Raw genomic sequence first — 12586 nt, 5'->3', positions numbered from 1 at the left:
AGCGATAATGGGGGCCACCCGGTGGCCCCCATTTTTTTATATAAATGACCGGAATAATCGCCCCCACCAAACCGATATAACACGCGTCTCATCGCAACGAAGGGGCGAAGGACGCGCTAACCCACCCTGTTTTTCGTCATTTCGCGAAGTCGATTTCCAGCCGAAATCATGCTTCAGAATACCCACGCCAACCGCTAGTATCTGGCGCGGGCGAAGCCGCATTGTTCGTTCACGCTCCGGCGTGCTAAAAGGTCGCCATCTTGCGGGTGGGGATGGTCCTTATCCCATCGTTATCAAAGAACTTTTGCATTGAAGTGAGTCATGGAAAAATTTGTCATTCAGGGAGCCCACCAGCTCAGCGGTTCAGTCACCCCCGGCGGCAGCAAGAACGAGGCGCTTCCGTGCCTGGCGGCTGCGGTCCTCACCGATGAGCCGGTGACCTTCCACAACATCCCCCGCATCGCCGACGTCGAGGTCATGCTCGAGGTCATCGCCGACCTCGGCGGCACCTTCGAATGGCTGGCTGACGACGTCGTCAAAGTTCAGGCTGGACAGGTCAATAAGACCGATCTCGACCGCGAGTTATGCCAGCGCATCCGCGCCTCGATCCTCTTCGCGGGCTCGATGCTCGGTCGCACCGGTCGCTGCGAATTGCCGCCCCCCGGCGGCGACGTCATCGGCCGGCGTCGACTCGACTCTCACTTCCTGGCGCTCGAAGCGCTCGGCACCCATATCGAAGTCGGCGAGAAAGCCTATATCTTCGAGACCGACGGGCTGGTCGGCACCGAGATCTTCCTCGACGAGGCCTCGGTCACCGGCACCGAGAACGCGCTGATGGCAGCCGCCGCAGCCAAGGGCGAGACGGTCATCCGCAACGCCGCCTGCGAGCCGCATGTCCAGGGTCTGTGTCGCATGCTCGTCAAAATGGGCGCGCGCATCGACGGCATCGGCACCAATATCCTGCGCATCAAGGGCAGCAAGAGCCTGTGGGGCTGCGAGCACCGCATCGGCCCCGATTACCTCGAGATCGGCAGCTTCGCCGGCCTGGCCGCCGTCACCGGCAGCAAGCTCACCATCAAGGACGTGGTCCCCGAAGACCTGCGCATGATCCGCATCGTCTTTGCGAAACTCGGCGTTGAGACCGAGCTCAAGGGCAACGATATGATCGTGCACGGCGACCGCGAGCTGAAGGTCAAACGCGACCTGCACGGCGCGATCCCGAAAATCGACGACGCTCCCTGGCCCGCCTTCCCCACCGATATGATGTCGGTGGCGATCACGGTGGCGACCCAATGCCACGGCACGATGCTCTTCTTCGAGAAGATGTTCGAAGGCCGCATGTTCTTCGTGGATAACCTGATCGGCATGGGCGCCGAGATCGTCTTGTGCGACCCGCACCGCGTCGTGGTCGTCGGCCCAAGCCAACTCTACGGCACCACCCTTGAGTCGCCCGATATCCGCGCCGGTATGTCGCTGTTGATCGCGGCGCTCGCCGCCAAAGGCGAGTCCACGATCTATAACGTGCGCCAGATTGACCGCGGTTATGCGAATATCGACAAAAAGCTTAAGGCCATCGGCGCGCAGATCGAGCGCCTGCCGGTCGAATAACCGACAGATGCAGCAGCATCTTTAAAGCATAAAAAAGGCCGAGCGATTCTATCGCTCGGCCTTTTTATTTGCGCTCTTTCTTAACAACCCATCTTCTCCACGGACCAATCCTGGTCGGGTGTGGATCTCGTATTTATCAAGGCCTGAACGCGTAGTCGCCGCCGGTTGAATTGAAAAAGGAGCGCCGTCTATGGCAAAACTGTTTTCGACCAAGAACTCAGTTACTGCCAAGGAGGCGCCCCATGGTCCAACAATCGCATGAACGAGACGAGATTCGCAAGCAACTTCAGCCGTTTTTCGAAGACCTGATCGAGACGGTCATCCAGGCTCGAAGCAGCGAGGAACCAAGGATTACCGAGCTAAAGATTGCCCGCGTGGGCGACCGGCTCGGAGCTGAGGCAATCGGCCGATGGTTACTCGGCTATGACCTCGACGCATCACTTATTAATGTCGATGGGGCGTGTCATTATCGGATGAGCAAACCCGTCGAAAAAACCTACCACACACAGCGCGGCGAGGTTCGGCTGGCGCGCCATGTCTATCGTCCCAGCGGCGAGCACAACGGCGCGATTGTCTGCCCACTGGAGGCGAAGGTCGGGATGGTGCACAAAAAGTGGACACCCGGCTGCGCCGAGGCGATGGCCTATATCGCCCAGGAACTTCCCGAGCGCGCGGCCTCAAAAGTCGCCCAAAAATTGGGAGCAATGGCGTACTCCTTTAATAGCTTTAAGCGCGTCGCGCGCACCCTTGGGGCGCGCTGGGAAGCGGACCGGGATCAGCACGAAGAGGCCACGATTCAAGCTTTTAAAATACCCGATGCGGCCGCCCGACTCGCGGTGTCCATCGACCGAGTGAGCCTGCTGATCGATGAAGAGCAGAAGCTGAACTGGCGCATGGCGTATTGCGGCACGCTGACTCTTTACGACGGCACAGGCGAGCCACTTAAAACGCTTCGATACGGGCGTATGCCGGGCGAAGGTGCCCATATTTTACGCGAGCAGATGAAGTGGCATGTGGCGGCGATTGGCGGGCGCCGAGAGGATTTAGAGGTCGTCACCTTAAGCGATGGGGCGGCCGAATTATGCAACATCCTCGATGCCGATTATCCCGAAGCGGCGCGCTATATCGACTATTATCACGTTGTCGAAAAGCTCTCGGCCGCCCTCACTGCGTTTTGCAATAAGCGCTCCACGTCGAAAAAGGCGAAGGAACTATTGGCCAAATGGAAAACCGAATTGCTCAACACACCGAATGCCATTGAGAATATAGAGCGAACGATCAAACGCTGGCGAGCTGTGAACCTCGAGGTCGGCGGGCAAAAACCGGTCCACCAGGCGTTGACCTACATTGCGAATCACAAGGCCCAAATGAACTATGCCGAGGCGCGCGCCAAAGGCCATCCCATCGGCAGCGGACACGTCGAGGCCTGCTGTAAACAACTGGTGCAGACGGGAATGAAGCGAAACGGGCAGCGCTGGAAGCCCCGTGGAGGACAGTCCATTTTGACGCTGCGAAGCTTGGCGACGGACGCCAGATGGGAGGACGCGATGCAGGTGATGATGCCGAGCTTTAAGCGGTGCGTTGAGCCAGCAGCTCAGGCGGCGTGATCAATATGAGATTCACACCCAATACGAGATCCACGCCCTGACGACCTATCCCTACTCTGGCTCATATCGCAAACTAGAACTCGAAACCAATGAAGGTTTAATTAAGAAAATCGTTTTGCTCGCAAAAGACACTGCACATAGGGATATTAAAAAGAATCGCCGTTTAGCGATGGGTGTGCGTGAAAATAACGGAGATACTTTCGGTCTTGGATATATATTTATAGAAAATTCGGCGGCAAATTTACGCATCTACCCAACCGTAAATATTTCTCTTCCCACACGTATTTCGGAACTTCGTTCCCAAATATTGAACCGCGGCGAGTGTGCGAGATTTGACCGGTTAAGCGAACAGGATTTTTACGCATATACACATATTGCAACCGAGACCAACGGCTGTTCAAAAACACTTCAAAAAGCCCCGAGAACATCACCAGGAGAAATAACCGATGAAATATTTTAATCATCTTATAATTTTGTACTGCTGTTTAGTTCAAGGTTGTGGGTTTTCCGATGAACCATTGGTGACGTGTACAAAGCGGAACTTGGATACTTCGGCCTCTTTGGACTCCGCCATTGTGGGCCAGTGGAAGTATTGTCCACCCATATTTGACGACATGTCAAACACTCCACCCATAGACTATTGCGACTTTCGTTCAGATGGTAGCTACTTGACCTATTCCGTGCATCACGACGGCAGTGTTGATGGTCCAAGCAAGCGGATATATGCAATTGAAGATAATCAAATTGTAATGAATCCTGAGAAGCGATCCCAAGTTTTTCAGCTTCAGGAAATCACGAGAAATTCAATCAAATTTCGTGATGGAGGGTTTACCCTGGAGTTCTACGCCGTTGACTGTCAGGGACTTCCTGGAGTCGCCAAGTGATGGTCTGGCGTCGGCTCGTTTTAGTTGAAATCACGAATCCGCAAACCCTTGGAATAGTCACCGACCGGCTTAAAGTTCTCGCCACGCCTAACCGCATTGTTCCGATACGGTCCAGCGCTCATAATTGGTCACACCTCGGTATGCAATCCAGATTCTGTCCGATCGTCCACCACCCCAGGGCTAGCCCTGGGGCTCTTGCAGGGCTCTCAGCCTCATTCCACGCCAATGCGTGGGGGCCGGTTGGTCTAAATCGCGATCATCAAAAGGTCCGCCGGGCCTTAGCCCGAATTGCGGACCAAAGCCCTACAAGAGCGTGGGGCCTTCGCCCCACGCGGCGGTCGGTTGGCACGGTATATTTGTGACCAATCATGAGCCTCCGGCGTGCTACGAGATCGTCCTGTGTTAGCTCTAATCTACGCCTTCGACCACTCCTGGTCCGGAAGCACCCAATCTTCTGGGGGCGGTAATTCAAGCTTACCGTCCACGCAATTCACCTCCAAAAACGCGCCGAATCGCGCCAGAAAATCATCCCGAAACGTGTCGAAATCGAGGTCATCGTCTAAATAATCGCATAGCCTGGCCATCGGCGTATTCGGCATGCCGCACACCACGATCATCGAAAACCCGATCATCTGGTTCACCAGATTCATGGCCACGCCGTGGGTCGTCACGCCGGACTGCACGCGCATGCCGACGCTGGCGAGTTTGCGCGACGGGGTCTCGTCCTGAGTCCACAGGCCGGGGTGCTCGAGGTCATAGGCCGCGACCTTGCCATATTCTGCCACCGACTCACCCAGGCACGCTGCCATGCCACGAATCACGTCGACGACGCCCTTCCCCAGCGCGCTGAGGCGCAGGATGGGGTAGACCACTAATTGTCCGGGTTCGTGAAAGGTCGCCTCGCCGCCGCGGTCGATCTTAAAGACCTCAACGCCGTTGGCATGGAGCCAGGCGTGATTGACGAGGTCTTCGAAGCTGCCGCGTTTTCCCAGCGTGACGGTCGGAGGGTGCTCAAGCGCGATGAGATAACCGACGAGGTCCTCATCGCGCTGCGCCTTGAGGCGCTCGCGCAGCTTCATCTGCAGCGCGAGCGCCTGGCCGTATGGGACGACCCCAAGGCGGATGATCTCGAGGCGTTTGCTCATGACTTCAGGGTTTCGATAAACTCGGTATCCACCATCAGAATCGGGGTCGTGTAGGTTTGGACGCCGATGCCGTGACGAATGAGAAGCTCAACGAAGGTCTTGCGGTCGATCAAGGTAATCGGCGCCTTGGCGTCCTGACGGCTCTCGTTGATCGCATCGCGGGTGATCTCACCGAGGTGAATAATCACACCCTCTGCGGCCGAATAATGGTGCAGGGTTTCGCGAATCGCGGTGACCGCGTCGGCGCCCAATTCATCGGCCGCCTCCAGCGTGACCTGGATGCATACGCGCACATCCGACAGGCCCTGGCGCCAGTCCGCGGTGAAGTAGACGTCGCCGCTGGAGGAGCGCTTGGAGACCTTGATATTCTGGTAGCTCAAGCGCTCCAAGAGCGTCAGCGCGATATGCTCAAGCGCCTCGTTCTTCACGCCCAGCAACGCCTCGCCGAGGTCGCCAAGCGTCGCCTGGCGAATCTCTTCGGACAGGCTCAGGATGGTCTGCTCTTTCTGAATCGCGGCGGCCGGCAGGCCCCACTCGGACAGCCCCCATTTGGAGTCACTATTCAGGCTAAAGAGCGGACGATGCCCGCGCTTTTGGCGAATTTGATTGTCGTTCGCCAGCGCGGCCTGCACGGTGGCCGAGGCGTCATGGGTGTGGAATTTCACGAGCTTGCGCTCGAAAATCTCGTCGGCCAAATCAGCGATCTTATAGGCGCGTTTTTCGCCGTCCTGCAGCACGGTATAGGCAGCCTGCGCGATACCATCGAGGCGGACCGGGCCGCTCTTCAGGTGACGGGTGCTGGCGGGCGCCGATTGCGGCGCGCTCTCGGAGCGCTTCTGCGAACGCGAGCTCTGCGAACGCGTGCTCTGCGACTTCGAGGAGCGGGCGGAGCGACGGCTGCGGCTGCGCTTGCGGCCCGATTCGCGCACGCTCGAGGTCGAGTCGCTGGAGCGCTTCGAGGTTTTCTCGGGCGTCTCTGCGACGACGTCCGCGACCGGCGCGGCCTCTTCAACAGGCGTGACGCTCTTCTTCGCGGTCGAACGACGCTTCGAAATGCTGGGCTTGGGCAATTGACGCCGGGCCGCGCCACGTGCACGGCGGCGACCGCCGCTGGCGGCCGGCGCCGAGTCGGTGATCAGATTGCCGTTGACGATGGTGTCGAGCTTTTCGTCGGAGATATTCTCGGCGTCGACCGGAATCGCGTTGCCGTTGGGCTCGGACTTCGACGAGCGGCTGCGCGAGGACTTTCGGCGCGAGGATTTACGGCGCGATGATTTACGGCGCGATGATTTCTTCTCCGAGGCGTCATCATCCGAGGACTCATCGCTCACCGAGCTGCCGCGCGACGAAGACTTGCGCGAAGACGAGCTCCCCGAGGATTTCTTCGATCGATTGGAGCGCCGGCGGTTGCGACGACGCTTGGGCTGCTCGTCTTCCGACTTCTCTTCGTCCTCGTCGCCCTCAATTTCCTGGCCCTTGGCCTCTTCGCGGCGCTTACGACGGGCTTCTTCGCGTTTAAGTCGTTGCTCAGCCTCTTCGTTGATCCGCTCGACCTCGCTCTCGCGCAGGCCATAAACGCCCGGACGGGTCTCCACGATCACCGACTCACCCTGGCTTTTGATCTCCTGGGTAAGGCGCTGAGCCATGGTCGCGTCGGGATTCTTGCCCATATGCGAAAGCAAGTCGTCGCGCATCGCGAATTCGGCGATCTTTTTATAATGGAGGGGGCGTCCTGCTTGTCTAAGGACTTCAATTGCGGCTTCAAAAAATGTCATGCTCAGGCTCCTCTAAGGAATGAGGACCCATCAGCTCCGCAACCACGCCCAGAAATTCAGATGAAACGGCACGCCCGCGACCTTTTCGATCGCGTCGTCTAAACCGTCCCCCCCCGGAGATATGCGTCTCGGGGAACCCATTTGGAATGTCTGATTCATAGGCAAAAAAAACGGTCGTGTCTGACCAGCAAGCTGGCGTACCCTCGACGCAGTCGCGCTTCGCGCTTACTCGTCGATTCACTGCCGAAACCCGCCGCCGACCGAGTCCTCTCGGGCGACGTCGTCGATTCGGCACAGAGGAGCTGAAAGTCCTCGAATAATGAATGAAAATGTTCTTCACGCCGTCTTGGCGCGTCCTGCATAAATTTTTGCTACGGTCTTCGTGAATGGAATTTAAGATTACTGACGATCTCGCGGCTCTTTCTCAGACCGATGGCTTCATCTTGGGAAGCAAATCAGTCGAATAAGACCGCGGGTCAGCGAGCTCAGCCCTGGCGCGCCCACCTCTAGCAGGTACGCTGCGCTTCCTACGTGATAACCGAAAGCGCCGGGATTCCATTCCTATTTAAAATCTTTTCAGCAAAAGCCCGGGGCGATGCGAATGCTCTCTACCAGCATCCGCACCGCGGCCGCCTTCGGTCGATATCCTCTCAGATACCGTCCGTCGGCGGCAGGCCGAGAGAATTAACCCTCTTTTTCTTCACCTTTGTCCGCGTCAGCGGCTTTGAGGTTGTAGCGCTTCATGAAGCGATCAACACGACCTTCGGTGTCGACCAATTTCTGCTTACCGGTGTAGAAGGGGTGCGAGAACGCGCTGATGTCCACCGGGATGACCTGGTACTCGACGCCGTCGACTTCGCGGGTCTCTTTGCCGGTCATGGTCGAACGCGTCATGATTTCGTGCTCGCCGTCTTTGAAAATGACGGGGCGATACTCGGGATGTGTTTCAGGCTTCATGTTTAATCCTTTTATATGTGGGTCAATAATGGATAGCTTAATTTGAACCTAACCGTTCAAGGCGAGGACTGATAGCGAATTTATGCGCCAATTTCAAGGCCCCGAGATTTCCCGGTTGCCCATGGGCGCGGTGGCCATGTAGGACACGGTGGTCGAATATCGTTCGACCCGCGCTTCTTCGTCACCGCACCGTTAATTAACAGCCCGTCACTATGCAATCCAAACTTTTTGAAATCGATCAAGATGGCTGGACGCCGACCGTATATACGAAAATACGTGACGCCGTCGAGCGTAGTTTACGCGACGCCACCGAGCGGCCCGTCGCGGTCTTCGACTTCGACCAGACCTGCATCTTCGGCGATATCGGCGAATTATTTTCGCATTATTTAGTCGACGAGGTCGCCTACCACTTCGATCTCGACGAGTTCTGGGCGCTGATCGACCCGCGAGACGGCCGCGATCGCATTCGCACCCTGGTCGACGCGGTTCGCAAACTCGCCCCCGCCGAGCGCGCGACCTCGCCGCTCTACCGCGAATACCTCGCCGAGATGGGCGCCGTTTATACCCGCAAATACCGCCGCGAAGGCCCCTCGCCCTGCTATGAGTGGGCCGTGCGCCTGCACGTCGGCATGACCCCGGCCGAGATCTATCGCTTGAGCCTGGCGGCGATGAAGCGCGAGCTCCGCACGCCGATCGGCGTCGAAATCCGCCAGAGCCCGCGCGGCGATCAGGTGTCCATCAGCCGCGGCATTCGGGTCCACCAGGAGATGCGAAAGCTTATCCCCGCGCTGGAGCGCGCCGGATTCGACGTCTGGATCGTGTCGGCGACCAACCGATGGACCGTGGAGGTCTTCGCCGAATATAGCTTCGGCGTGCCGCCGGAGCGCGTGCTGGGCAATCAAATCTATCGCCAATCCGGCGTCGATGAGCCCCTGCAACTCTGCCAGAGCGCCGAGGATCGGCTCAGCTCCACGACCTGCCTGCCGGTCCTATACCGCCAGGGCAAGGTCGACATCATCCGCCAGGAGATCGGGCGCCGCCCCGCCCTGGCCTTCGGCGACACCACCACCGATTTTGAGATGCTCGCCGACGCCTCTGAGCTCGCCGTCCTCATCGACCGCGGAGAACCCGAGCTTCAACGCGAAGCGAAGGCGCGCGGCTGGGCGATGCAACCCCAGGAGCTGCTCACTCACTCCGATATTTTACCCTTTCAGCAAAGCGAACCCTCGGGAGAACGCCCGTGAACAAAGACGCCTATCGCGCGACGCTTGTCGAAGTCGACGCCGCCCTGCCCGATCCCACCGCCCTCGCCGCTCCGGCGCGCGCGCTCGCCGCCGGGCATCTGGCGGCCTTCCCCACCGACACCGTTTATGGCCTGGGCGCCAACGCCCTCGAAGACGCCGCGGTCGCCAAGATCTTTGTGGCCAAGGGACGCCCGTCCAATAACCCGCTGATCGTGCATATCGCCGATCTCGAAGACATCCACCGGGTCGTCGCCGACTTCCCACCCCTGGCCCAAGAACTCGCCAAAACCTTCTGGCCCGGCGCGTTGACGCTCATCTTAAAGCGCCACGAATCGGTCGCGGATTTGGTCAGCGCCGGGCTCGACACCGTCGCGGTTCGCATGCCCGCGCACCCGGTCGCCCGCGCCTTAATTCGCCAGGCCGGCGTCCCCATCGCTGCTCCCAGCGCCAACCGCTATACCGAGGTTTCGCCCACCACCGCGGCCCATGTCTTAGACGGCCTGGGCGACGCGATTGACTTTGTGATCGACGCCGGCCCGACATCGGTGGGGCTTGAATCCACGGTGCTCTCGCTGATCGACAGCCCACCGCAAATTCTACGCCCCGGGATGATTACTCTGGCCCAGATTGCCGAGGTTGCCCCCGACGTCTGCTACGCCGCGCCGACCTTCTTGGTGGGCCCAGAAAACCGCCCATCCCCCGGACTAGCGCGCAAACATTATTCGCCGCGCGCCGCGCTCAAGATCGTCGGGCAGCCGTCCTCCCTGCTCCAACAGATGCCCAACCCGCCCGACTGCGCCTGCATCCTGGTGGACCCTGCCGACGCCCTGACAACCTCGCTTGCCGGCGCGGTCCGGGTGCTCGGGCGCGACCCACTGCTCTACGCGCGAAACCTCTACGCCGCCCTGCACGAGCTTGACGCGGAGCAATTCGGAACCATTATCGTGCAACGTCCGCCGGATGACGACCGCTGGCGCGCGATCCACGACCGCCTGGAGCGCGCCCAAGACTGACCCATGACGCGGCTTCATTAGTCGTTGGCGGCGCAAATCCTCGTATTATTTTAATTTCTGAGAAGTTCCGAAATGACCCAACCCCCTAAAAAAAAGTCCAGACGAAACACCCGCGCCAATGGCCGCGCCACCCGCACCCGCATCCTGACCGAAGCCACGCGCTTCTTCGCCGACACCGGCTACGAAGCGACCTCGGTGCGCCAGATCGCCCAGGCCGCCGAGATCGACGCGGCCACCCTCCTCTATCACTTCGGCGACAAGGCCGGGCTCTTCGCCGAGGTCTATCGCCTGGGACACCTGGAATTTTTGGCGGTCCTCAATCCTTTACTGATGCGACTGCGCCGCGTCGACTCGCGGGCTGAGCTGCGAGATGTATTGGATGACTTCATCGTTGAAATGCACGAATTCGTCGCCTCCAACCTCAGCTTTATCCGCCTGGCGCTCTATCGCATCCTCGAAGATTCCAGCGAGATCATTCCGCTGGAAGACTCCCTGCAATCGGTGGCCATCACGACCATCGCCAGCATCTTCGATGATCTTTCGGAGCGTGGTATCATCCGCGAAATCGACACCCGAGCGTTCGTCTCATTTATCATCGCCTCCTTCACCACCTGGCATATGACTGGCCGCACCAAACCGAGTTGGTTGGGCGAGCCGGGCCTTGGCAGCCGTGATGGGCGCGCGCGCTCGGAAGCGTTCTATATCGACCTTGTCGAGACGTTTTTGCTCGGCGAGTTTGACCGGCACGAGCGCTGATAAATCGGCCTTAATGGCGGGTTGGAGCACCGGCTCTACCCTGCATCCGCGTCGGAACGCGCATGCTTCGCCGGAGGATATTGATTCAGAACATAATAAAAGAGAGGGAAAATTTATGGGTAAAATGATCGATGGCAAGTGGAGCACCGAGTGGTATTCAGCCGACACCAAGGGCCATTTCATTCGCGAAGACACCGTCTTTGACGGCCAAATTCGCGCCGATGGTTCCACCGACTTCCCCGTGGAAGCCGGGCGCTATCACCTCTATGTCTCGCTGGCCTGCCCCTGGGCGCACCGCACCCTGATCGCGCGTGCGCTGCTCGGCCTGGAGGACGTCATCTCGGTCTCGGTGGTGCATTGGCTGATGGCCGATGATGGCTGGGAGTTTCTGCCCGGCGACGACCCCGACGCCACCGAAGACTTCGCCAACGGCACGCGCTATCTGCGTGAGGTCTATGCCAAGTCCGACCCCAATTATACCGGTCGCGTCACCGTGCCCGTGCTCTGGGACAAGAAGACCAACACGATCGTCAATAACGAGTCGCGCGATATTCTGCGCATGATGAGCACTCAATTCAGCGCGCTGGCCACCCGCGAATTCGACCTCTACCCGAGCGACCTGAGCGCCGAGATCGACCGCATCACCGATGCCATCTACACCCCCATCAATAACGGTGTGTACCGCGCAGGCTTCGCCTCCTCGCAGGAAGCCTACGACGAGGCCGTGACCGAGGTCTTCGAGGCGCTCGACTATTGGGATGAGCACCTCTCCAAACAGCGCTACCTGTGCGGCGCGCGCCTCACCGAGGCCGACATCTGCCTATTCACGACCCTGGTGCGCTTTGAACCGGTCTACTCGACCCATTTCAAATGCAATATCCGCCGGCTCTCGGAATACCCCAACCTGTGGAATTATTTGCTCGATATCTACCAGACGCCGCATGTCGCCGAGACGGTCAACCTGCGCCATATCAAGCATCACTATTATTGCAGCCACCCGACCGTGAACCCCACCGGAATCATCGCGCGCGGATTCGTCATCGACTATGACGCCCCCCACGACCGCGACCGTTTCGAGTTATCTGCGTCTATTTGCCCTGGGCGGTGAGCCAGCGGTCCAGGGCATTGGCGAAGGCTTCCTTATGGGCGTTATTAAAGGCGTCGGGGCCGCCGGTCTCGATGCCCATGCTGCGCAATTGCTCGGCGAAGTCGCGCTTGCTCAGCCGCTCACGCACATTCGACGCGTCGAGCTCCACCCCATGCGGCGTCACCACCCGCGCGCCCTGCTCCACCGCCCGCGCCGCCAGCGGTATGTCGAAGGTGATGACCATATCTCCCGGGCCACATTGCTCCACGATATAATCGTCGGCGACATCGTCGCCCGCGCCCACCGTGACCACGGAGACGCGCAGGGACTTCGGCTTTTGGATCCAACGATTGGCCACCAGCACCACGTCGACCTCGCGGGCCAATGAGGCGCGCACCAAGATGGCCGTGACCGCGTTTGGCGCCGAATCTGCGTCCACCCAGATGGTCATATTTTCCTCCTTAAAACTGGAAATGCGTGCCCGAAATCGGAACACGCACTTTAGTAGAA

General features: G+C 59.1%; 11 protein-coding genes. 7 read left to right on the top strand and 4 right to left on the bottom strand.

What is annotated here, in order from left to right:
* The first annotated feature begins 321 nt into the window (after nucleotides 1–321).
* The 3 genes from murA to DN745_RS19220 all read left to right on the top strand — a co-directional run bounded on the left by murA (nucleotide 322) and on the right by DN745_RS19220 (nucleotide 3675).
* Complete coding sequence (gene murA, locus DN745_RS05190) at nucleotides 322–1608, top strand: UDP-N-acetylglucosamine 1-carboxyvinyltransferase (RefSeq protein WP_111332754.1); 1287 nt, start codon at nucleotides 322–324, stop codon at nucleotides 1606–1608.
* 242 nt (nucleotides 1609–1850) lie between these two features.
* Nucleotides 1851–3215, top strand: a complete 1365-nt coding sequence (locus tag DN745_RS05185) for a hypothetical protein (RefSeq protein ID WP_111332752.1) — start codon at nucleotides 1851–1853, stop codon at nucleotides 3213–3215.
* Complete coding sequence (locus DN745_RS19220; protein ID WP_133622091.1) at nucleotides 3190–3675, top strand: hypothetical protein; 486 nt, start codon at nucleotides 3190–3192, stop codon at nucleotides 3673–3675. The genes DN745_RS05185 and DN745_RS19220 overlap by 26 nt, the downstream gene beginning before the upstream one ends.
* 837 nt (nucleotides 3676–4512) lie before the next feature.
* Here DN745_RS19220 and lipB read toward each other — a convergent pair.
* The 3 genes from lipB to DN745_RS05170 form a co-directional block, all read right to left on the bottom strand.
* Complete coding sequence (gene lipB / locus DN745_RS05180; RefSeq protein ID WP_111332751.1) at nucleotides 4513–5244, bottom strand: lipoyl(octanoyl) transferase LipB; 732 nt, start codon at nucleotides 5242–5244, stop codon at nucleotides 4513–4515.
* A complete protein-coding gene (locus tag DN745_RS05175; protein ID WP_111332749.1) occupies nucleotides 5241–7019 on the bottom strand; it encodes an HTH domain-containing protein in 1779 nt (592 codons plus the stop codon). The genes lipB and DN745_RS05175 overlap by 4 nt, the downstream gene beginning before the upstream one ends.
* A 684-nt stretch (nucleotides 7020–7703) precedes the next feature.
* The gene (locus DN745_RS05170; protein ID WP_111332748.1) at nucleotides 7704–7976 is read right to left on the bottom strand and encodes a type B 50S ribosomal protein L31; all 273 of its coding nucleotides are present in this window, start codon (nucleotides 7974–7976) and stop codon (nucleotides 7704–7706) included.
* Nucleotides 7977–8188: 212 nt separating this feature from the next.
* On the opposite strand from DN745_RS05170, the gene DN745_RS05165 reads away from it, so the two are divergent.
* The 4 genes from DN745_RS05165 to DN745_RS05150 all read left to right on the top strand — a co-directional run bounded on the left by DN745_RS05165 (nucleotide 8189) and on the right by DN745_RS05150 (nucleotide 12097).
* Nucleotides 8189–9220 carry an HAD family hydrolase gene (locus DN745_RS05165; RefSeq protein WP_111332746.1) on the top strand — a complete coding sequence of 344 codons (1032 nt, stop codon included), beginning with the start codon at nucleotides 8189–8191 and terminating at the stop codon, nucleotides 9218–9220.
* Nucleotides 9217–10233, top strand: a complete 1017-nt coding sequence (locus DN745_RS05160; protein ID WP_162687468.1) for an L-threonylcarbamoyladenylate synthase — start codon at nucleotides 9217–9219, stop codon at nucleotides 10231–10233. Before DN745_RS05165 ends, DN745_RS05160 begins: the two co-directional genes overlap by 4 nt.
* Before the next feature lie 72 nt (nucleotides 10234–10305).
* A complete protein-coding gene (locus DN745_RS05155; protein ID WP_111332743.1) occupies nucleotides 10306–10989 on the top strand; it encodes a TetR/AcrR family transcriptional regulator in 684 nt (227 codons plus the stop codon).
* Nucleotides 10990–11104: 115 nt separating this feature from the next.
* Nucleotides 11105–12097 carry a glutathione S-transferase family protein gene (locus DN745_RS05150; RefSeq protein WP_111337548.1) on the top strand — a complete coding sequence of 331 codons (993 nt, stop codon included), beginning with the start codon at nucleotides 11105–11107 and terminating at the stop codon, nucleotides 12095–12097.
* Here DN745_RS05150 and DN745_RS05145 read toward each other — a convergent pair.
* A complete protein-coding gene (locus DN745_RS05145) occupies nucleotides 12078–12527 on the bottom strand; it encodes a YaiI/YqxD family protein (protein WP_111332741.1) in 450 nt (149 codons plus the stop codon). The two genes, DN745_RS05150 and DN745_RS05145, sit on opposite strands and share 20 nt — an antisense overlap.
* Nucleotides 12528–12586 lie beyond the last annotated feature (59 nt).

This window comes from Bradymonas sediminis (assembly GCF_003258315.1).
Taxonomy (GTDB): domain Bacteria; phylum Myxococcota_A; class Bradymonadia; order Bradymonadales; family Bradymonadaceae; genus Bradymonas; species Bradymonas sediminis.
This window is presented reverse-complemented; position numbering and strand designations above follow the sequence as displayed.

Coding starts and splice junctions, on each gene's coding strand:
- murA (WP_111332754.1), top strand. CDS start 322: ATGGAAAAATTTGTCATTCAGGGAGCCCACCAGCTCAGCGGTTCAGTC.
- DN745_RS05185 (WP_111332752.1), top strand. CDS start 1,851: ATGGTCCAACAATCGCATGAACGAGACGAGATTCGCAAGCAACTTCAG.
- lipB (WP_111332751.1), bottom strand. CDS start 5,244: ATGAGCAAACGCCTCGAGATCATCCGCCTTGGGGTCGTCCCATACGGC.
- DN745_RS05175 (WP_111332749.1), bottom strand. CDS start 7,019: ATGACATTTTTTGAAGCCGCAATTGAAGTCCTTAGACAAGCAGGACGC.
- DN745_RS05170 (WP_111332748.1), bottom strand. CDS start 7,976: ATGAAGCCTGAAACACATCCCGAGTATCGCCCCGTCATTTTCAAAGAC.
- DN745_RS05165 (WP_111332746.1), top strand. CDS start 8,189: ATGCAATCCAAACTTTTTGAAATCGATCAAGATGGCTGGACGCCGACC.
- DN745_RS05155 (WP_111332743.1), top strand. CDS start 10,306: ATGACCCAACCCCCTAAAAAAAAGTCCAGACGAAACACCCGCGCCAAT.
- DN745_RS05150 (WP_111337548.1), top strand. CDS start 11,105: ATGGGTAAAATGATCGATGGCAAGTGGAGCACCGAGTGGTATTCAGCC.
- DN745_RS05145 (WP_111332741.1), bottom strand. CDS start 12,527: ATGACCATCTGGGTGGACGCAGATTCGGCGCCAAACGCGGTCACGGCC.